General features: G+C 62.0%; 20 protein-coding genes. 7 read left to right on the top strand and 13 right to left on the bottom strand.

From position 1 onward, the window contains the following. Positions 1-445: 445 nt before the first annotated feature. The 7 genes from C8K61_RS08750 to C8K61_RS08720 form a co-directional block, all read right to left on the bottom strand. Positions 446-2,398, bottom strand: coding sequence for a response regulator (locus tag C8K61_RS08750; protein ID WP_108095861.1), 1,953 nt, complete (start codon positions 2,396-2,398; stop codon positions 446-448). After that, positions 2,388-3,242, bottom strand: coding sequence for a sensor histidine kinase KdpD (locus C8K61_RS08745; protein ID WP_108095860.1), 855 nt, complete (start codon positions 3,240-3,242; stop codon positions 2,388-2,390). The genes C8K61_RS08750 and C8K61_RS08745 overlap by 11 nt, the downstream gene beginning before the upstream one ends. Beyond that, positions 3,235-4,251 (bottom strand): ATP-binding protein, encoded by a 1,017-nt coding sequence (locus C8K61_RS08740; protein WP_371919978.1) that lies wholly within the window; start codon positions 4,249-4,251, stop codon positions 3,235-3,237. Before C8K61_RS08740 ends, C8K61_RS08745 begins: the two co-directional genes overlap by 8 nt. Beyond that, a complete protein-coding gene (locus C8K61_RS08735; RefSeq protein WP_108095859.1) occupies positions 4,242-4,646 on the bottom strand; it encodes an anti-sigma regulatory factor in 405 nt (134 codons plus the stop codon). Before C8K61_RS08735 ends, C8K61_RS08740 begins: the two co-directional genes overlap by 10 nt. Next, entirely contained in the window at positions 4,643-5,005 is a 363-nt protein-coding gene (locus C8K61_RS08730; RefSeq protein ID WP_108095858.1) for an STAS domain-containing protein, read from the bottom strand. Before C8K61_RS08730 ends, C8K61_RS08735 begins: the two co-directional genes overlap by 4 nt. A 1-nt stretch (position 5,006) precedes the next feature. Next, positions 5,007-5,858 carry an STAS domain-containing protein gene (locus C8K61_RS08725; protein ID WP_108095857.1) on the bottom strand — a complete coding sequence of 284 codons (852 nt, stop codon included), beginning with the start codon at positions 5,856-5,858 and terminating at the stop codon, positions 5,007-5,009. Positions 5,859-6,219: 361 nt separating this feature from the next. Next, entirely contained in the window at positions 6,220-6,534 is a 315-nt protein-coding gene (locus C8K61_RS08720) for a DUF3509 domain-containing protein (RefSeq protein WP_108095856.1), read from the bottom strand. A gap of 428 nt (positions 6,535-6,962) precedes the next feature. On the opposite strand from C8K61_RS08720, the gene C8K61_RS08715 reads away from it, so the two are divergent. The 3 genes from C8K61_RS08715 (at position 6,963) to C8K61_RS08705 (ending at position 8,028) form a co-directional block, all read left to right on the top strand. Beyond that, positions 6,963-7,292: a type II toxin-antitoxin system RelE/ParE family toxin gene (locus C8K61_RS08715; protein ID WP_108095855.1), complete on the top strand. Its 330-nt coding sequence runs from the start codon at positions 6,963-6,965 to the stop codon at positions 7,290-7,292. Positions 7,293-7,342: 50 nt separating this feature from the next. After that, positions 7,343-7,621 carry a helix-turn-helix domain-containing protein gene (locus C8K61_RS08710; RefSeq protein WP_108095854.1) on the top strand — a complete coding sequence of 93 codons (279 nt, stop codon included), beginning with the start codon at positions 7,343-7,345 and terminating at the stop codon, positions 7,619-7,621. Positions 7,622-7,770: 149 nt separating this feature from the next. Next, positions 7,771-8,028 carry a hypothetical protein gene (locus tag C8K61_RS08705; RefSeq protein WP_108095853.1) on the top strand — a complete coding sequence of 86 codons (258 nt, stop codon included), beginning with the start codon at positions 7,771-7,773 and terminating at the stop codon, positions 8,026-8,028. A 16-nt stretch (positions 8,029-8,044) separates the two neighbouring features. Here the strand turns inward: C8K61_RS08705 and C8K61_RS08700 are convergent, their stop codons facing one another. Then, positions 8,045-9,226: an MFS transporter gene (locus C8K61_RS08700; RefSeq protein WP_108095852.1), complete on the bottom strand. Its 1,182-nt coding sequence runs from the start codon at positions 9,224-9,226 to the stop codon at positions 8,045-8,047. Positions 9,227-9,337: 111 nt separating this feature from the next. Here C8K61_RS08700 and C8K61_RS08695 point away from each other — a divergent pair, with 111 nt between their 5' ends. Further along, entirely contained in the window at positions 9,338-10,261 is a 924-nt protein-coding gene (locus C8K61_RS08695; protein ID WP_108095851.1) for a LysR family transcriptional regulator, read from the top strand. Between the two features lie 4 nt (positions 10,262-10,265). Here the strand turns inward: C8K61_RS08695 and C8K61_RS08690 are convergent, their stop codons facing one another. Beyond that, the gene (locus C8K61_RS08690) at positions 10,266-10,667 is read right to left on the bottom strand and encodes a hypothetical protein (RefSeq protein ID WP_178086439.1); all 402 of its coding nucleotides are present in this window, start codon (positions 10,665-10,667) and stop codon (positions 10,266-10,268) included. Between the two features lie 126 nt (positions 10,668-10,793). On the opposite strand from C8K61_RS08690, the gene C8K61_RS08685 reads away from it, so the two are divergent. Then, the gene (locus C8K61_RS08685; RefSeq protein ID WP_108095850.1) at positions 10,794-12,062 is read left to right on the top strand and encodes an alpha/beta fold hydrolase; all 1,269 of its coding nucleotides are present in this window, start codon (positions 10,794-10,796) and stop codon (positions 12,060-12,062) included. 101 nt (positions 12,063-12,163) lie between these two features. On the opposite strand, the gene C8K61_RS08680 is transcribed toward C8K61_RS08685, so the two are convergent. Together C8K61_RS08680 and C8K61_RS08675 are read right to left on the bottom strand one after the other, a co-directional pair. Beyond that, positions 12,164-12,583 (bottom strand): hypothetical protein, encoded by a 420-nt coding sequence (locus C8K61_RS08680; RefSeq protein WP_108095849.1) that lies wholly within the window; start codon positions 12,581-12,583, stop codon positions 12,164-12,166. 85 nt (positions 12,584-12,668) lie between these two features. Then, complete coding sequence (locus C8K61_RS08675) at positions 12,669-13,568, bottom strand: LysR family transcriptional regulator (protein ID WP_108095848.1); 900 nt, start codon at positions 13,566-13,568, stop codon at positions 12,669-12,671. A gap of 106 nt (positions 13,569-13,674) precedes the next feature. On the opposite strand from C8K61_RS08675, the gene C8K61_RS08670 reads away from it, so the two are divergent. Then, positions 13,675-14,817: a TDT family transporter gene (locus C8K61_RS08670; RefSeq protein ID WP_108095847.1), complete on the top strand. Its 1,143-nt coding sequence runs from the start codon at positions 13,675-13,677 to the stop codon at positions 14,815-14,817. Positions 14,818-14,981: 164 nt separating this feature from the next. Here the strand turns inward: C8K61_RS08670 and C8K61_RS08665 are convergent, their stop codons facing one another. Both C8K61_RS08665 and C8K61_RS08660 read right to left on the bottom strand, forming a co-directional pair. Then, positions 14,982-16,025: an NAD(P)-dependent alcohol dehydrogenase gene (locus tag C8K61_RS08665; protein WP_108095846.1), complete on the bottom strand. Its 1,044-nt coding sequence runs from the start codon at positions 16,023-16,025 to the stop codon at positions 14,982-14,984. A 91-nt stretch (positions 16,026-16,116) separates the two neighbouring features. Next, positions 16,117-17,100 (bottom strand): aldo/keto reductase, encoded by a 984-nt coding sequence (locus C8K61_RS08660; RefSeq protein ID WP_108095845.1) that lies wholly within the window; start codon positions 17,098-17,100, stop codon positions 16,117-16,119. A gap of 229 nt (positions 17,101-17,329) precedes the next feature. On the opposite strand from C8K61_RS08660, the gene C8K61_RS08655 reads away from it, so the two are divergent. Then, a complete protein-coding gene (locus C8K61_RS08655; RefSeq protein ID WP_108095844.1) occupies positions 17,330-18,181 on the top strand; it encodes a CAP domain-containing protein in 852 nt (283 codons plus the stop codon). The last annotated feature ends 238 nt before the right edge of the window (positions 18,182-18,419 follow it).

The following is an 18,419-nucleotide window of genomic DNA, read 5'->3' as shown; positions in this document are numbered from 1 at the left end:
TCTATTTCAACGCTGCGGAGTTACCCTTGGCCGCGATGAATCTCCAAGGTACTGAATTCAGAGACTAATTCAGTGCCTTGCTCCCTTCATCAACCTTTGGTTTTATTTGCCGCCTCCTGTGGGCGGCTTTTTTATGGGCGCAGAATTATCGACATTGTCGATTCATGTTGCCCGCTTAACGCGCCAAATCCAGCGTCACCCGGCCCCCGGAGCGACGATGGAGTCGAGGGGACCCCAAGCGCAGCGTAGGGCCGAGGTAGGGCCGAGGCGTTTTTTGCTTATTTTTTAGCTGGGCGGCATTCCGGGCGACTGGCAAAAAGTAAGGCGCGCGTAAGGCGCGAAACTAAACGCTCAGCACACGCGGTAAAGAAGATCGCCGAAGCCTTCAGAGCAAAAGCTGGTGCGCGAAGCACAGCCTACAAAAGCCCCGTGCATACAGCTGGGCTCAGCGTGCGGGCCCGCCATCCAATAACACCCGAATCCGCTCCAGCAACTCACTGCTGTTAAACGGCTTACTCAACATATCCATCCCTGTCCCCACCAGATCCTGCCGATCCAGCGCATTCTCCGCATACCCCGACACATACAGCACCGGCAAACTCGAACGCATGGTCCGCGCCAACGCCGCCAGATCCCGCCCATCCATCCGCGGCAGGCCGATATCCGTCAGCAACAGATCAATCGACGCATCGTTCTTCAACGCATGCACTGCCCCCTCCGCGTCATACACCTGGGTGGAGCGGTACCCCGCATCACTGAGAATTTCCGCGACCAGGGCACTGACCGAGACCATGTCCTCCACGATCAGCACATGTTCGCCCGTGCCATCGTGCGGCACGTCTTGAGCGGCCGCGCTGCTGGCCGGCTGCTCCTGGCCCGCCGGCAACAGCAACACCACCTCGGTGCCCTTGTTGATCACGCTGCGAATGCTCACGTCGCCGCCAGACTGACGGGCAAAACCATAAATACTCGACAGTCCCAGGCCGGTGCCCTGGCCGACCGGTTTGGTACTGAAGAACGGGTCGAATACTTTGCCTATCACCGCCTCGTCGATGCCCACGCCATCGTCGCGCACCGACAGGGCTATATAGGTGCCGTCGTCGACCTTGGGATTGCCCGCCACCACCGTGGCATAGGTGGCAATGCGGATGCTGCCGCCATTGGGCAACGCATCGCGGGCATTGATGATCAGGTTGAGCAGCGAACTTTCGAACTGGAACGGATCGACCATCGCCACCGAAGTGCCGGAGGTCAGCTCCAGGGTCAGGGAGATGCGTTCGCTGATGGTGCGTCGCAACAACTCTTCTAACGACAACACGTGTTCATTGATGTTGATCGGCCGCGTGTCCAGCGGCTGCTGGCGGGCAAAGGCGAGCAGGCGATGGGTGAGGGCGGCGGCGCTGTTGGCCGAGCTCAGGGCGGCATCGGCGTAACGCATCAGGGTGTCGTAGCGCTGGTCTTCGACGCGGCGTTTCATCAGCTCAATGGCGGCGATGATGCCGGTCAGCATGTTGTTGAAGTCGTGGGCGATGCCGCCGGTGAGCTTGCCCAGGGCGTCCATTTTCTGCGCCTGCAGCAACTGCTCTTCGGTGCGCTCGCGCTCGGCCACTTCCTGGGCGATACGGGTATGGGCTTTGTCCAATTGGTTGCGCTGCGAGCGGTCGCGGACCCGGTGTTCGGTCACGTCCTCGACGAACACCAGGCTATGCCCCGGCAAACGATAGGGCGAGGTCTGCCATTCGGTTTCGCGCTCTTCGCCGCCCAGCAGCAGGTTGAGGCTGCCACTCCAGCGCTCGCCGGCCAGCAGCGCCGCGCGCAGTTGGATCAGGCGCTCGTTCTGCTCCGGGGCAATGCACTGCAGCAAACGCTCGTCCTGGGTGCAGCCTTGCAGCAACTCGGCAAATGCCTGGTTGCTTTCGATTACTTTCAGGTGCTCGTCGATCACCGCGATGGGCGCCGACACGTACTGGAAGATCTCGCGAAAGCGCGCCTCGCTTTCGCGCAGGGCGTTTTCACTGTCGCGCACCCGCAACAACGTGCGCAGGGTGGCCATCAATACTTCGGGATCGATAGGATGGGTCAGGTAGGCGTCGGCGCCCGTTTCAAGGCCGGTAATGATGTCCTGTGGCTGAATCGAGGCGGCCGACACATGCACCACGGGTACCAGGGCGGTGCGCGGTTGCTGGCGCAGTTGGCGGACGATGTCGAAGCCGGTCATGTCCGGCAAGTTCACATCGAGAATCAGCGCGTCGTACTCGTTGACCGCGATCAGCGCCAGCCCTTCCTCGCCGGTGCCCGCTTCATCAATGACATAACCCTGCTGCTCGAAGCGCCGACGCAGGGCGTAGCGGGTCGCTACGTTGTCGTCGACGATCAGCAGATGAATGTCAGTCTTCATCGGGTTGGTCCTGGCCTAAGGCAAAAGGAATGATCACGTAAAAGGTCGAACCTACGCCGGGTTCGCTTTCCACCCCGACCCGCCCGCCGAGCAGCTCGGCAAAACGTTTGCACAACGACAGCCCGAGGCCGGTACCGCGCAAACGTTTTTGCAGCGGCGAGTCTACCTGAGAGAAGTCTTCGAACAGTGCGCCATGCATCTCCGCGGGTATACCAATACCGGTGTCACTGACCGCGAAGCGGACTTCGTTGTCACTTTCCAGGCGCGCCGACACCCGCACTTCGCCGCGCTGGGTGAACTTCAGCGAGTTGGAAATGAAGTTGCGCAGAATCTGCGCGAGCTTTTTGTCATCGGTATACAGCCGCGGCATATTCACGGGTTCTGCAAAGATCAGATCAACCGTGCCGCCCTCGACAATGGGCCTGAACATACCGCGCAGGGCCGAGAACAGGTCGAGCATGTCGAACCAGGCCGGCGAAATGGTGATGCGCCCGGCCTCGATCTTTGCCAGGTCCAGCAGATCGTCGACCATGTCGCTGAGCTCACTGGCCGAGGTTCGGATAAAGCCGACCTGTTTGTGCTGTTCGGGGCTCAAGGGGCCGTCGAGTTCGTCGCCGAGCAGGCTGGTAATGCTCAGGATCGAGCCCAGTGGCGTACGAAATTCGTGGCTCATGTAGGAGAGAAAGCGGCTTTTCAGATCGGACGCCTGGCGCAGTTCTTCAGCCTGAATATCCAACTCGGCATACAGCGCCAGCACGCCCTGATTGGTTTCATCCAGTTCGGCACGCAGCGCTTCATTTTCGGCCAGGGCAGCTTGCAAGGCCTGGTTATCGCTGTCAGCCATTGGCTGCCTCCAGGGGAACGACCAATATGGTTACATCATCACGCCCACGGCAGAAGTCGCGGTGCAACACGGCGGCGATCACGGCCGGGTGGCGGTGCGCCAGGCCGGGATAGTCGCCGAGGTTCCAGCGCGACTGCAAACCGTCGCTGTACATCACCAGCAACTGCCCCGACGACTCGGGGAAATCGAACGCCTGGGCCTTGCGGAACTGGCCGCCGAGAATGCCAGGGTGGGACGCCAGGCCGCGGCTTTTGTCCGCGGTAATCAGCGTGGCGCCGATGTTGCCGATGCCGGCAAATTGCAGGTGCCCGGATTCGGCATTGAACTGCGCCACCGCCCCCGCACCGCCGCGTGTGCCGCACATGGCGCGGTGCAGGTCGTCGATCACCACGGTCGGGCTGGCAAACGGCGCGTTGGCAAACGCTTGCTCGCCGGCGCGGGAAGCTTCTTCTGCCGCTTCACCATGGCCGAGGCCGTCTATTACCAGCGCGCTGACATTCTTGCCATTGACCACCAGGTGCCAAGAGTCGCCGCACGCCGGGTCGTCATGCAGCGAATGCTGGCTGATGCCGAAACGCAGGTCGGCGGTCTGGCTGCCGCGCGGATACAGGCGCGCCATCAACACGGCACCGCGGTGATCGGCAAACACGTCGAAAACGTCGGATTGCCTGTCCACCGCGCCCATGCCAATGCCTTGGGTGCCACCGGTGGAAAAACCATCAGCCAGGCAATCCTGCAGGTTAAAACCTGGTCCCCGGTCGACCGCTACCAACTCCAGGCCGCTGACCGAACCGTAGGGCAGCACACGCACGTGCAGCTCGCCGCGGCCGGCATGCTTGAGCAGGTTGCTGGTCAGCTCGGTGGTTACCAGGGCCGCGCGGCCGGCGTCGTTGCTGTCGAAACCATGGTCCTGCGCGAGTTTCTGCACCACACGGCGGGCATGGCCCACCTGGCTGTCATCGTCGACCGCTAGCACCTGGGTGAGTGAGCTGGATAGGTTCAGGTCCATCGGGTAATCGTCACACGCGTGCCGGCACCCGGTGCGGTGTCCAGTTCGAATTCGTCTACCAGACGCTTGGCGCCGGTCAAACCCAGGCCCAAGCCGCCGCCGGAGGTCCAGCCATCGGTCATCGCCAGCTTGATGTCGGGGATGCCCGGACCTTCATCACGGAAGGTAATGCGCAAGCCGGTACGGCCGTTGTCTTCGATCACTTGCCAGTCCATGTCGCCGCCACCGCCATACACCATGGTGTTACGTGCCAGCTCACTGACGGCAGTGACCAGCTTGGTCAAATCGATCAGGCGCATGCCGCATTCCTGGGCGAGCTTGCGCGACAGCTGTCGAGCCATGACCACGTCCTGTTCCACGCGTACCGGTTGGCTACCGCTACTGCGCACGGTCATTGCGCTGCTACTCGTTCGCGCAGCAGTTTCATGCCGCGCTCAACGTTCAGTGCGGTGCTCACGCCCGGCAAGGTGAGGCCCAGTTCCACCAAGGTGATCGCCACCGCTGGTTGCAAGCCGACCACCACGGTTTCGGCGTCCATGATCCGCGACAGGCCGGAGATGGTGCCGATCATGCGGCCGATAAACGAGTCGACCATGTCCAGCGCCGAGATATCGATCAGTACACCGCGCGCCGAGGTGGCGCTGATGCGTTCGGAGAGATCGTCTTGCAGGGTCAGGGCCAGTTGGTCGTGCATGTCCACCTGAATGGTGACCAGCAGGAATTGGCCCATCTGCAGAATGGGGATGCGCTCCATATCACTGCGCCTTGGTCACGGTGGTGCCCAGACGGCGTAGCGCCAAAGCCAGCGCATCGGCCAGGTTGGCCTTGGTAATCACACCCTGCAGGTCCAGCCCCAGGTGCACGATGGTTTGCGCAATTTGCGGACGCACGCCGCTGATGATGCAGTCGGCGCCCATCAGGCGAATCGCGGTCACGGTTTTCAGCAGGTGCTGCGCCACCAGTGTGTCGACGGTGGGCACACCGGTGATGTCGATGATGGCGATTTCCGAGCCGGTGTCGACGATGCGCTGCAGCAGCGACTCCATCACCACCTGGGTGCGTTGCGAGTCGAGGGTGCCGATCATGGGCAGTGCCAACACGCCGTCCCACAGCTTGACCACCGGGGTAGAAAGCTCCAGCAATTCTTCCTGCTGGCGACGGATCACCGCTTCCCGGGATGCCTGGTAAGTGCGGATGGTGTGCAGACCCAGGGCATCGAACAGCTCGGAAGCTTGCAGCAGTTGTTCGGCCAGCAGCTGCGGCTGGTCGCTGAATTCTTGTTGCAGCAAGGAGAAGAATGGGCCTTTGAGGGCGAAGATGAAGTTGGCGGTCTGGCTGGAGTCCTGACCCAACTGCGCGCGGCTGCGCGACAGGCGTTCGAGGAACTGGCGGGTGTCTTCCCACTGCGCGGTGCCAATCGCGGTACCGGCACCGTTCTCCAACGCGGAGGTGATCAGCTTGAGGAATTCTTTGGTCTCGGCTTTCAGCTCATCGTCTTTCAGGTTGCGCGTGGCACCCGATGTTTGCAGTGCGGCGATCCACTCTTGCAACAGTTGAGGCTCGGCGCTTTTAACTTTCGAAACGGCGTGTTGACCCAGTGCGGCCATGCTGGAACTCCTGTAGGTGGCTGTTCTTTTAATTAGGTGGGGGTAGTGGCGTGAACGGCCTGCGCTAGCGGGCTGCCTTCACTGTAGTGCGTGGCTATGACGAGATACAGCATGCTGCGAATTCGGTAAAGCGCTGCGCTAAGAGGGCGCGTCTAAACCGTGTTTTGGCAGCTGTTAACTGTCTCGCTAACGCGTAGAGCATGGCCTGAAAATTAAGTTCAGGTTCAATTGCGCGGCGGCTCTCGGGTCGGAGAGGGCGAGAAGGGAAGGGTAGAGCGGGACCGACATCGCGCTCATCCCTGAGCTGGAGTTCGTCCGTGAACAGGCGCAGCGCCAGAGCGCCGGCGAGAAAAGTCGTGGCTCAGGCGCGCCGCCATTGCAACTCGGCGTATTCCTGGCGCTGAGCGTGCGCCGCTTCGTTGGCACGGTTGGCCAGAAACGCGCCTTGCTGGGTGTTCAGGCTCAACGAACCGTTGGCAATCTTCATGTCGCGACGCAGTTCACGAATCAGGCGGCCGACCATCTTCTCGTTAAAAATCATCGCCGGCTCGATGACCTTGGTGAAGGTCTCACGGGCGTTCTTCATGGTCAGCAGCACGGACGTATCCGGACGCGGGCTAAAGGAGATTTCGTAAGTCGGGAAGGCATTGAACAGATGCTTGACTGGATATTTCATTTTCACCGCTCCATCGGGGTTTTTAATCGTTGATGGAGCTAGAGCAGCCAACGTGCCAGCTTGGCGAAAAAGCACCCCCTCAGAGAAATCGCGGCCTCCAGCGAGGTTGCAATCATGCTGCCATTAGCAAATTGCACGATCGGCGCAGTAGGGCCATGCAAATCGCATGAGGCGCCGTTAGTAACAGCCTAAGTCCCTGTCGTGTCAGCCGACTGTCTGAACCGCGCCCCCTTTCCCATAGTTTGCCCAGTGGTAACTGGCAGACACGCCGCCCGCCTCAGGCCTGAATGTCTGCACCTTGCTCATCATCGACCTGTGATCGCTCAGGCCAGAATGATCAGGTTGTTTTATATCAAAATAGATATATTCTGTTCTGGCTGGTCTATTCGCTTCTGCACGGGAGAGAACTGATCGGCGAAGGAGTGTGCATGCTGTATCAGGAGATGAAGCCGATCGCGTTTGTTGGCAGCAGCAGAACCGACCTCAAAGCCTTTCCGGCGGGCGCGCGATTGGAGGCCGGCTATCAGTTGCAAACATTGCAATATGGCGGCCAGGCACGCGACTGGAAACCGATTAAAGAAATAGGGCCGGGCGTGCAGGAGATTCGCGTCGCCTGTGACGAAGGGGCGTTTCGCGTGTTTTATGTCCTCAACCGACCCGAGGCTCTCTACGTTTTGCACGCGTTCAGAAAGACCACGCAGAAGACGCAGAGGCGCGATATCGATCTGGCGAGGGCCCGATTGAAGTCACTGGGGTAGAGCAAGCTGCTTCTAGCGGCAATACACATTTGAACGACGAGGATTTACCCATGACCAGTGAACACTACGCGAGTATCTGGGACGCCTTGGCCGACAGCCCGGAAGAGGCAGAAAACCTGCGTCTGCGCGCGCATTTGATCCGCGCCTTGGCAGGTGCTGTATCTGGGTGGGGCGTTACCCAGAAGGAAGCCGCCGAGCGCCTGCAGCTGACACAGCCAAGGCTCAATGACTTGCTCCAGGGCAAGGTCGACAAGTTCTCTCTGGACGCGCTGGTGAACCTGTTGGCCGGCGCCAAGCTGAAAATTGAAGTTGAAGTAAAAGCGGCGTAAACATCGGTTTGCAGCGCGACTTCGCGCCGCTGTTTGCTGCTACACATCTGCTGCTAATCTTCCCCCGTCGCCCAGGCCGTCGGGCGAGTTGTTTTCATCTGGCTTCAGACGTAGCAGAGCAGGACGCTCGCTTAAGGACAGCTGCAACTGTGGACTCGAAGATTTTCTATACCCGCTACGGCAACCCGCGCACGGCGTACATTTCCACGCGCCTGGTGCCTAACATGTTGGCGGTGAAGTTCGCGGTGATCGCCCAGGAAATAGAAGAGGGCGACACCTTGCCGAGCATGGAAGGTCACCACTTTCTCGACGCCTTGCTCAAGCGCATGGGGGTGGTGATCGTCGATGTGGTGGCGGTGCGCAAGGCAGCGCGCAAAAAGGATGTCAGCGAAGGCGAGCCGGGCTAGCCGGCCGCCGTAAACCTCACGCCGGGCGACGCATCATCAGCAACGCCAGAACCACGGCCGCTGCCGCGCCCAGCGTGGCCAACAGGCCAAGGCTTTCCAAGCCGAAATGGCGAATACCCAAGCCACCGAAGATCGCGCCCAAGCCAATTCCAGCATTGGCGGCGGAGATATTCATGCTCGCCGCTAACGCCTGTGCACGGGCACCCGCTTGCATCACCCGCACCTGGCAAATGGGGAACAAGGCCGTATGGGCGATGCCCCAAGCGGTCAGCGCGACGCCCAGCCACAGGGTATGGGTGGCGGCGGGCACACTGGCCAACATGCCGGCCGCGAGCATCAGCAGAAACAGCACCATGGCGGCCAAGGGATTGCGGTCGACCATGCGCCCGCCCAGGTGATTGCCGAGCATGCCCACCGCGCCGAATGCCATCAGCCACCAGCCAACCTGGCTGGAGGGAATGCCGGCCAGGCGTTCGAGGGTATCGGCCAGGTAGGTGTAGGCGGTGAACATGGCGGTGAAGGCCAGCGTCGAGAGCAGCACATGGGCGAGAAAACGCGGCTGTTTGAGAATAGCGGTCTGCTTTTCTCCGGCGGCCTGCTTCGGTGCGGCCGGCATGGTCGGCAGCAGCAGATGGATCAGCACGGCGATCACCAACGCGGCGCCTGCCAATAGCCAGAAGCTTCCGCGCCAGCCCAGCGCGTCGGCCGCCAAGGTGCCCAGTGGAATACCAAATACAAAGGCCGCAGAAATGCCCATGTACACCTGCGCCACAGCCTTGCCAGAGTTACCGGGGCCCGCCAGTTGCCCGGCAGTTTCGCTGGCGGTGCTCCAGAACACTGGCAGGAACAGTGCCGCCATAAATCTGGCCAAGGCCAGCACCCAGATGTTCGGGGCGGCAGCAGCCAGGGCATTGGCGACCACGAACACCAGCAGCACAAACACAAACAACGGTTTGCGCGGCAGGTGCGCCAACTTGGCGGTCAGCAACGGGCCGAACAGCATCACGGTGAAGGCGAACAGGGTGACCAGTTGCCCCGCCAGCGGAATGGAAATGTTCAGGTCGCGGGCCAGGGCGGGGAGCAGACCCAGAATCAGAAACTCGGTGGTCAGAATAATGAAGCCGGCAATCGCCAGAATCAGAATCGACAGGCCCACGCGCGGAGCGGCGGCGCTGGCGGTCAGGGTGGAAGTTGCCATGACAAATTGCTCGGTAAGAAATCAGGTGGCAAGCTTATTGGCGAATCACAGTCCTATTTGCGTTACTTTCTCCAGAATGCTGTGAACTGAATTCCTTAATGTGAGCGCGCCATGTTTGCTTCTGAGCGACTGAAGGGCATCGATGTATTCGTCTGCGTAGCCGATGCCGGCAGTTTCACGGCAGCGGCCGAGCGGATGAACCTCACCAGTTCGGCGGTGAGCAAAGGGATCGCCCGTCTCGAGTCGCGCCTGAACACGCGCCTATTCCAGCGCACCACGCGGCGCCTGGCCCTCACCGAAGCCGGCAGCGATTTTTACCGCACCTGTACGGCAGTGCTGGCGGAGCTGGAAGAGGCCGAGCAGGCGTTACACACCCAACATGGGGCGCCCTGCGGCAAGGTGCGTATCGACCTGCCAGCCTCCTATGGCCGCTTGCATGTGCTGCCGGTGATTCTCGACTGCGTGGCGGAGCATGGCTTGCTGCACCCCCATGTCTCTTTTTCCGACCGGTTCGTCGATCCGGTGGAAGAGGGTATCGACATCCTTGTGCGCATTGGCGGCTCGGACGTCTGGCCGGCGGCGCTGGGCCACCGCTATCTGGGCGCCGAGCGACTGATCTTCTGCGCCGCGCCCAGCTACCTCGCACGCCATGGCGAGCCGCACAGCGAAGCGGACCTGGCGCTGCACAGCTGCGTGGTTTACGGCCGCGGCGATGGCGGGGTGAACCCGTGGCTGTTTTCCGGCGAGCATGCAGGCGACCGCGAGCGGCGCGTGTTGCCGGGGCGAATTGCAGTGGGCGATGGCGAAGGGCAGGTGATTGCTCTGGTGGCCGGGCATGGCATCGCCCAGTTACCGTTGTGGCTGGTCGAAGATCACCTGCAAGCCGGCACCCTGGTGCAGGTGCTGCCACAGCTGGCGATGGATGGTTTACCGATGAACCTGGTGTGGCTGAAAAGCCGGCAAACCCTGCCCAAAGTCAGCGCCTTGCTCGAGGCCCTGGGCAACGCCCTGACGCCATCGGGCCGGCGTGTTTGAAGACTCAGGCGTCGCGCAGCAGGTCGTTGGCGTTGAGCAGGTCGAAGGCAATTTGCGGGGTTTTTTCCAGGCCGCGGCGAATGGCGGCGGGAATCGCCTGGCGGGTTTTGCGGCACAACCCGGGCAGTTCCAGCACCTGAATGCTGATGCCGCGCATGCTGCGCACTTCGTTGAAACCAGGGCCGATCTCCAGGCGAATGCCTAACTGCTCTTCCATGCGCCGGCACATGTGCTCAAGGTCGGCGAGGCTGGCGACACGCTCCAGGCGCTCGAGCAGTTTGCGTTCTTCCAGGCGCGTTAAGCGCACGATACGCAGGTCCGCATTCAGCGCCGTGCGCAGTTCCTCCAAGCCGCAAATGCAGGCGCCCGGCGGGCAAGGTTGGCGAATGGGCAAGGCGCTGTTCATGGGCTCCGATCATAGCCAGCAGGCACCGGCGTTGCCCATGGCTTTTTTATGCCGCTGATCGCCCTCGCACAATGGTATTTCCCCACTAGGCTGTAGCGGGTCACTGTCAGGGAAGAGGCGTCCGTCATGGCTGCCAGGTATTTGCTGCTGGTTTTGCTGCTGAGCGCGCTCGGCGGCTGCGGGTTGTTCAAGCTGGAGCAAGAAATGCAGCAGGCCCAACAAGACCTGGTGCTGATCGCCGGCCGGCTGGAGAGTACCGAGTCGGGCCGTGATGCCCTGGTGGCGTTGCTCGATGAGCACGGCAAGCTGCTGCGCTACCGGATTGCCGCGCTGCACGAGACCTTCTACTTCAATGAGGCGCCCGGGCGTTATCAACTGCTGGTGTTCGATGACCACAACGGCAACTTTGCCCTCGACGCCGACGAGCCGCGCCAGTGGCTGCCCAATGCGCAAAGCACCACGCTGCATGTGCAGCCCGATGCCGCCACCCGCGAACAGCTCGGCCGTCTCAACCCGATCAATCTGCGGCCGACCGACCTGGCCAGCGCCCCGGCCGTCGACCTCAACCTTGAGGTGCTGTACCGCGAGCAGCCCCGCCTGCAGCGCAACTACTTGCAACCGGTGAGCTTCGACGACCCGCGCTTCGACCAGGCCAGCATCGAATTGGGTGCCTGGCAGCCGCTGACCTTTCTGCGTGACCTCGGCTATGGCCTCTACCTGCTGGCGCCTTGGGACCCGAAGAAAGAACCGATTTTTCTCGTCCACGGCATCAACTCCTCGCCGCGTAATTGGCAGGAACTGGCGGCCAATCTGGACACCAAACGCTTCCAGTTGCTGCTGTTCCATTTTCCCAGCGGCGTACCGCTGAACAACAGCGCCTACATGCTCAGCCTGGGCATTCGTGATGTGCAGCGCCGCCTCAACCCGCCGCGCTTTCATGTCATGGCCCACAGCATGGGCGGCCTGGTGGCCCGGCGCGCCTTGCAGATGTTGAACGAAGAAGACAGCCGCAACCTGTGCCTGTTTATCACCCTGGCCACGCCCTGGGACGGTCACCCTTCAGCGGCCACCGGCCTGGAGCGGATGCCGATGGAAGTGCCGGTGTGGAAGGACATGTCGCCGGGCAGCCCGTACCTGCAGCAGTTGTTTGCCACGCCGTTACCCGCGCATATCCGGCAGTGGATGCTGGTTGCCTATACCGGTAACAGCCGCCTGCTGGAAGAACCCAACGACGGCGTGGTGCCCCTGGCCAGCGAACTGCGCAACGCCGCCCAGGACGAAGCGACTCGGCTGTACCTGCTCAACGAAAACCACACCAGTATTCTGCAAAGCCGCCGCACCACCGAGCTGCTGCAGCGGGCGTTTGGCGGTTTGCCGGAGAAGGGGTGTGAGTAGAGGCAGTTAAAGAGTGGACGTTGCTTTTTTAGCCCAATTGAATGGTTTCTGGACAAAACAAGGCCGCCCTGCGGCGGCCTGGTTCGACTCTGTACTGACCCTCAAGCCCGTACAGAGATAGTCGGCTCCAATGAAGCCGGAAGTTGCCCGGGCGAAGCCAGGCCTGAGTTGTCGCTATAGTCGCCTTGACGGCGGTCCTGCTGTTGGCTCACCTCGCGGGCGACCTCCAGTGGGGTGGGTTCGCTGTCAACGTCGCTCTCGGTGGCTACCGCCAGGTAGATATCGAGTTGCTTCTGCTGGCTGCTGTTGCTGTACACCTCGGAGGCGGCTTCGCGACGGTTCGCTTGGCTCGCATCAGCGCTTTGCTGGCTCAGGGTGACGCGATCAGCACCGCGGTCGACGGCTGTATTCACCTCTTCCGGGGTCACGGGAGAGTTCGGATCTTGCGCGGCTTCCCCAGCCTTTTTGATCACTTGCGTGGACGGGGGGAGGGCGCTGCTGCTGGTGCTGGTTATCTGCATAGAGCTCTCCTGCATGGTGGGGTTAGGTGAGTCTAATTCAGGCCATGGGCGGGCTTAGATTGAATGGCGATTTGCACCGCTGCGCTTAGCCGGTACTGGCAGAGAATTCGCTGCAACTGGCCCAGAAGCGTTGCAGGCTGGCGGAGACAAATTTGTCGCGGTGGCGAATCAGGAAAAAACGCCGGGTAAGCGCCGGCAAAATGCCGTCCAGGGTGCAGAGCTCGCCGCTGGCCAGCTTGTCCGCCACCACCCAGCGCGACAGGCAGCTGACGCCGATGCCCTGAACGAGCGTAGCGGTGATCGCTTCCGAGCTGCCGATCTGGCAGGTGTCGCTGAGCTGATGCAGGTGGCGCAGGAGCAATTGCTCCACCACTTCACGAGTGCCGGAGCCCGGTTCGCGCAGCAGCCACTGGGCGTTTTGCAGGTCGCCAAGGCGGGTGTCGCGTTGGTCGGCCAACGGGTGCCGGCGGCCACAGACGATCACCAGCTCATCCACCAACCACGGGTGAGCCTCCACCTCCGGTAAATGGCAGGGCCCTTCGATCAGGCCCATGTCGATCTCGAAATTGGCCACCTTGGCGGCGACGGCGGCGCTGTTGCCCATGTCCACATCCACCCGCAACCGCGGCGCGCTGTGGTGCAAGCCGCCAAGAATGTGCGGCAGCACATGATTGCCGATGGTGGTGCTGCAGCCAACGCGCAGGCGGGTGGGCAGGCTGGCGTCGGGGTGGGCGAAGCCGGCTTCGATCTGCTGCGCGCCTTCGAGCAGGCGTTTGGCCTGGGGAAGCAGGGCGCGGCCGTTATCGTTGAGCACCAGGCGTTTGCCGACGCGGTCGAACAGGCGCGTCGCCAGCGCACTTTCCAACTCGTTCAGCGCCGCACTCACCGCCGATTGCGACAAGGCCACGGCCGTTGCCGCACTGGTGGTGCTGCCGTGTTCGGTAATGGCGCAGAAGAGGTGCAGCTGGCGCAGGCTGAGTTTCATGATCGGTTACCTGAAAAATGGGTAAGTGAAACCGATATTACCCGTTTGTCTGCTTGATTGGCGCGCCGTAGCCTTGGGCTCAATCGAGTGAAGTTGGAGCCTCACCATGCGCACAACCCCGAACACCTGCCGCCGTCCCCTGGCGGCGTTGGCCAGCCCACGGGAAGCCATTCGCCAGTTCACCCCCAACTGGTTCGCTGCCACCATGGGCACCGGCATTCTTGCCTTGGCCCTGGGCCAAGTGCCGGGCGCGCGACCCTGGGTGTTTCAACTGGGGGAGGGGTTGTGGCTGCTGACGGTGGTGCTGTTCGTGCTGTTCAGTGCGCTGTATGCCTGCCGCTGGTTGCTGTTTTTCCAAGAGGCCAAGCAGGTGTTTGGCCATGCCACGGTGTCGATGTTTCTCGGCACCATTCCCATGGGGCTGGCCACTGTGATCAACGGTCTGCTGCTGTTCGGGCTGCCGCGTTGGGGCGTCGCCGTGGTGCCGCTGGCCGAGGCGTTGTGGTGGCTGGACGTGGCCATGGCGTTGGCCTGCGGGGTGCTGATTCCGTTCCTGATGTTTACCCGCCAGGCGCACCAGATCGAGCAGATGACCGCCGTCTGGCTGCTGCCGGTGGTGGCCGCCGAAGTCGCGGCGGTAACCGGTGGTTTGCTCGCGCCGCATCTGTCGGACGCCGCTGCACAGTTCCATCTGCTGGTCACCAGCTACGTGTTGTGGGCCTATTCGGTGCCGGTGGCACTGAGCATTCTGGTGATCCTGCTGCTGCGCATGGCGCTGCACAAACTGCCGCACGACAGCATGGCCGCCTCCAGTTGGCTGTCCCTCGGCCCGATCGGCACCGGTGCCCTGGGCATGCTGGTGCTGGGCAGCCATGCACCTGCGATCTTCGCCGCGCAGGGGTTGGCCGGCGTCGGTGAGGTGGCGCAGGGCATCGGGGTGATTGCCGGTCTGCTGTTCTGGGGGCTGGGTGTCTGGTGGCTGCTGCTGGCGCTGCTGATTACCGCGCGCTACGCCAAGGCGGGTATTCCGTTCAACCTGGGCTGGTGGGGTTTTACCTTTCCCCTCGGGGTCTTCGCTCTGGCGACCCTGAAACTGGCGGCGGTGCTGCACCTGGCGTTTTTTGCCTGGTTGGGAACCGGCTTGGTGATGCTGCTGGTGCTGATGTGGCTGCTGGTGGCGAGCAAGACGGCGGCGGGGGCGTATCGGGGGAATCTGTTTTATTCGCCGTGCATAGCCAGCAAAGGCTGAAGTTACCCGTGTCGGGCTTCGCCTAAGGCTCAACCCAACCTACGGTGAAAGAGGGGTATGGGAGTAGGTTGGGTTGAGCAAAGCGAAGCCCAACAAAACGATGCCATTGGGTTGCACCATCTGGGTGGGCCAACGGGCCCACCCCACACGGTCTCCCGACAGCCCTAGCTCAACGACGCCATATCAATCACAAACCGATAGCGCACATCCGAGCGTTCCATGCGCTCGAAGGCTTCGTTGATCTCGTCCATGCGGATCATCTCGCAGTCCGGCAGGATGTTTTTCCGCGCGCAGAAGTCGAGCATTTCCTGGGTTTCGGCAATTCCACCAATGGGGGAGCCAGCCAGACGGCGACGGCCGAGGACGAAGGGCAGGGTCAACTGTTGGTCGATGGGGCCGATCTGGCCGACGATCACCAGGGTGCCGTCGACATCCAGCAGTGCCATGTACGGCGACACGTCGTGGCGCACCGGCACGGTGTCGATGATCAGGTCGAAGCTCGACGCGGCCTTTTTCATCGCCTCTTTGTCGGAGGACACCAGCAGGTTGTCGGCGCCCAACGCCAGGGCATCGGCTTCTTTATCCGGGCTGCGGCTGAGCACCGTCACCTGCGCGCCCATGCCGGCGGCCAGTTTTACCGCCATATGGCCCAGACCACCCAGCCCGATCACACCGACACGGCTGCCGGGCCCGACGTTCCAGGTGCGTAGCGGCGAGTAGGTGGTGATGCCGGCGCACAGCAGCGGCGCCGCCTTGGCCAGGTCGAGGGCGTCCGGCACGCGCAGCACGAACTCTTCGCGCACCACCAGGTGTTTGGAATAGCCGCCGTAGGTGGGGGCTTTGGTGATGCGATCACGGCTGTTGTAGGTCTGGGTGTTGGCCTGACGGCACAGTTGCTCTTCGCCTTTACGGCACTGGTCGCATTCCTGGCAGGAGTCGACCATGCAGCCGACTGCCACCGCGTCGCCGACCTTGTAGCGTTTCACCGCGCTGCCGATCTCGGTCACGCGGCCGACAATCTCGTGGCCGGGCACTATCGGGAAGGTGCTGAAACCCCAGTCATCGCGGGCCTGGTGCAGGTCGGAGTGGCACACGCCGCAATACAGAATTTCCATTGCGACATCGTTGGGGCGCAGCGCCCGGCGTTCGAAGTTGAACGGTGCCAGGGGCGACTTGGCGGTTTGGGCGGCATAACCAATGGTGAGCATGAACAACCTCCAGGTAGCGGGAAAGCAGGGCGGCGCCACGTGGGCGCCGAATCAAAGGGTTCACTGTAGCGGCTTGAGCGGTCAAGCCGCCTTAGCGATTGACCATTTGCGACACGCTGGCCGGGTAACGCTCGCCGACCACCTGGATCTGCTGCAATGCCGCATCAATGGCCGCCAGGTCGGCGGCGCTCAGTTGCAGCTCGGCGGCGCCGATGTTTTCTTCCAGACGGTGCAGCTTGGTGGTGCCCGGAATCGGCACGATCCACGGCTGTTGCGCCAGCAGCCAGGCCAGCGCCACTTGGGCGCGGCTGGCGCCGAGGCCCGTGGCGATACGCCCGAGCAGCTCGATCAGGCCGGCGTTGGCTGTGCGGTTTTCTTCGGCAAAGCGCGGCAACTGGTTGCGAAAGTCGCCCTTGTCAAAGGTGGTGCTGGCGTCGATGGCGCCGGTGAGAAAGCCGCGGCCCAGGGGGCTGAACGGCACAAAACCGATGCCCAGTTCCTGCAATACCGGTAGCACGGTGGTTTCCGGCTCACGCCACCACAGCGAATATTCACTTTGCAGGGCCGCCACGGGTTGCACGGCATGGGCGCGGCGGATGATGTCGGCACCGGCTTCGGACAAGCCGAAGTGCTTTACCTTACCTTCAGCAATCAGGTCTTTGATGGTGCCGGCGACGTCTTCGATCGGCACAGCGGGGTCGACGCGGTGTTGGTAGAACAGGTCGATGCGGTCAGTCTGCAGGCGTTTGAGCGAGGCTTCGGCAACAGCGCGAATCGAGGCCGGGCGGCTGTCCAGGCCATCGGTGGAGTTGCCGTTCCTGAAGCCGAACTTGGTGGCGATCACCACCTGGTCGCGCACGGGGGCCAAGGCCTGGCCAAGCAGGGTTTCATTGGTGAAGGGGCCGTACACCTCGGCGGTATCGAAAAAACTGACACCGCGTTCTACCGCTGCACGCAGCAAGGCAACGCCGTCCGCTTCGCTGGTCGCAGGGCCGTAGGCGAAGCTCAAACCCATGCAGCCAAGGCCGATGCTAGACACTTGCAGACCATTGGTACCGAGTGTGCGTGTTTTCATTTCATCCTCCGGTGGCGCGTGACGCCGTGTTCGCCGACACTTCGGCTATGTGGCATGGCAATGTGGCATGGGTGAACCTTACCCGCGCCTGCGTGCTCTGATTAGCCATATAAACCCGCATGCGCTTATAAGCCTGACGCATAAATGGCCATGGGGCGTTGCCAGTAGCGGGACTAAATCGCTGATCATGGGGGCCGTTCGTTCAAAGGGCCGATCAAGGGAGAGATACATGCGCGTTCGTTCAACCGTTGTGCCAGGGGTGTTGCTGTCGTTGTCCGTGCTCACCGTTACGCCGGTGTTAGCCGATGACGAGACACAGCTGGTGCAAGCGATCAACGCCTACCGCGGCCAGGTACAGCGCTGCGAAGGCCAGGCCTCGCCGGAGTTGCCGCCGCTGGCCGACGACCCGCGCCTGCGTTTGCGATCGGACAGTTTTGGCGGCCTGCAAACCGCGCTGGCCAAGAATGGTTACCCGATGGTCAATGTGCAGGCCATCAGTCTAGCCGGCGCCCGAGATACGGCTGCGGCGATGAAAGCGGTGCAGGAAAGCTTTTGTCGGGTGATTCTCGACCCGCAATTCGTCGACATCGGCGTGCGCCGCGAAGGCGACCTGTGGCGCATCACCCTGGCCCGGCCGATGCTCACCGCGCGCATGGGCGACTGGCAGAGCCAAGGCCAGCAACTGCTGCAAATGATCAACAGCGCCCGTGCCCAGGCGCGCCAATGCGGCAGCCAATCCTACGCTGCAGCTACTCCACTGAACTGGAACAACACCCTGGCTGGCGCCGCCGAAGTCCATAGCCGGGCGATGGCCAACGGCAACTTCTTCGACCACAAAGACCGCGACGGCCGCACCCCAGGCGACCGCGCCGAACTGGCCGGTTATGCCGGGCAAGCGATTGGCGAGAACATCGCCGCCGGCAATGACAGCCCGCGCAAGGTGCTCGATGGTTGGTTGGCCAGCCCCGGCCACTGCGCCAACCTGATGAACCCGCAGTACCGTGAACTGGGCGCAGCCTATGCCCTGGACCCGAAAAGTGATGCGGGCATCTACTGGACGGCGATGTTCGGTAGCCAGTAAAGGCAATCGAGGCTCAAGTCTCTCCCACAGGGTGATGCATCTCATGGTGGAAGAGGCTTCAGCCTCGATAAATTGCAGCGCCAACGTGCTGGCTTGATGATCAAAAACTCGCGGCTAAAGCCCCTCCCACAGGACATGCGATCTGAAGTGCGCCCCAAAAGTTGGACGGCTATTGATTAAGCCATGGCGGACTTGGCTCTGTATGCGACAGGGCTGAGTCCGCCTAGCTTCATCTTGA

Origin of the sequence: Pseudomonas sp. GV071, assembly GCF_003050835.1 — a bacterium.
Lineage (GTDB): Bacteria > Pseudomonadota > Gammaproteobacteria > Pseudomonadales > Pseudomonadaceae > Aquipseudomonas.
Note: the sequence above shows the minus strand (reverse complement) of the source record. Positions and strands in the feature narration are given on the sequence as shown.

What these genes read in the sequence shown, in the direction of transcription:
- C8K61_RS08750 (WP_108095861.1), bottom strand. Translation starts at nt 2,398, where the DNA reads ATGAAGACTGACATTCATCTGCTGATCGTCGACGACAACGTAGCGACC.
- C8K61_RS08745 (WP_108095860.1), bottom strand. Translation starts at nt 3,242, where the DNA reads ATGGCTGACAGCGATAACCAGGCCTTGCAAGCTGCCCTGGCCGAAAAT.
- C8K61_RS08740 (WP_371919978.1), bottom strand. Translation starts at nt 4,251, where the DNA reads ATGGACCTGAACCTATCCAGCTCACTCACCCAGGTGCTAGCGGTCGAC.
- C8K61_RS08735 (WP_108095859.1), bottom strand. Translation starts at nt 4,646, where the DNA reads ATGACCGTGCGCAGTAGCGGTAGCCAACCGGTACGCGTGGAACAGGAC.
- C8K61_RS08730 (WP_108095858.1), bottom strand. Translation starts at nt 5,005, where the DNA reads ATGGAGCGCATCCCCATTCTGCAGATGGGCCAATTCCTGCTGGTCACC.
- C8K61_RS08725 (WP_108095857.1), bottom strand. Translation starts at nt 5,858, where the DNA reads ATGGCCGCACTGGGTCAACACGCCGTTTCGAAAGTTAAAAGCGCCGAG.
- C8K61_RS08720 (WP_108095856.1), bottom strand. Translation starts at nt 6,534, where the DNA reads ATGAAATATCCAGTCAAGCATCTGTTCAATGCCTTCCCGACTTACGAA.
- C8K61_RS08715 (WP_108095855.1), top strand. Translation starts at nt 6,963, where the DNA reads ATGCTGTATCAGGAGATGAAGCCGATCGCGTTTGTTGGCAGCAGCAGA.
- C8K61_RS08710 (WP_108095854.1), top strand. Translation starts at nt 7,343, where the DNA reads ATGACCAGTGAACACTACGCGAGTATCTGGGACGCCTTGGCCGACAGC.
- C8K61_RS08700 (WP_108095852.1), bottom strand. Translation starts at nt 9,226, where the DNA reads ATGGCAACTTCCACCCTGACCGCCAGCGCCGCCGCTCCGCGCGTGGGC.
- C8K61_RS08695 (WP_108095851.1), top strand. Translation starts at nt 9,338, where the DNA reads ATGTTTGCTTCTGAGCGACTGAAGGGCATCGATGTATTCGTCTGCGTA.
- C8K61_RS08690 (WP_178086439.1), bottom strand. Translation starts at nt 10,667, where the DNA reads ATGAACAGCGCCTTGCCCATTCGCCAACCTTGCCCGCCGGGCGCCTGC.
- C8K61_RS08685 (WP_108095850.1), top strand. Translation starts at nt 10,794, where the DNA reads ATGGCTGCCAGGTATTTGCTGCTGGTTTTGCTGCTGAGCGCGCTCGGC.
- C8K61_RS08680 (WP_108095849.1), bottom strand. Translation starts at nt 12,583, where the DNA reads ATGCAGATAACCAGCACCAGCAGCAGCGCCCTCCCCCCGTCCACGCAA.
- C8K61_RS08675 (WP_108095848.1), bottom strand. Translation starts at nt 13,568, where the DNA reads ATGAAACTCAGCCTGCGCCAGCTGCACCTCTTCTGCGCCATTACCGAA.
- C8K61_RS08670 (WP_108095847.1), top strand. Translation starts at nt 13,675, where the DNA reads ATGCGCACAACCCCGAACACCTGCCGCCGTCCCCTGGCGGCGTTGGCC.
- C8K61_RS08665 (WP_108095846.1), bottom strand. Translation starts at nt 16,025, where the DNA reads ATGCTCACCATTGGTTATGCCGCCCAAACCGCCAAGTCGCCCCTGGCA.
- C8K61_RS08660 (WP_108095845.1), bottom strand. Translation starts at nt 17,100, where the DNA reads ATGAAAACACGCACACTCGGTACCAATGGTCTGCAAGTGTCTAGCATC.
- C8K61_RS08655 (WP_108095844.1), top strand. Translation starts at nt 17,330, where the DNA reads ATGCGCGTTCGTTCAACCGTTGTGCCAGGGGTGTTGCTGTCGTTGTCC.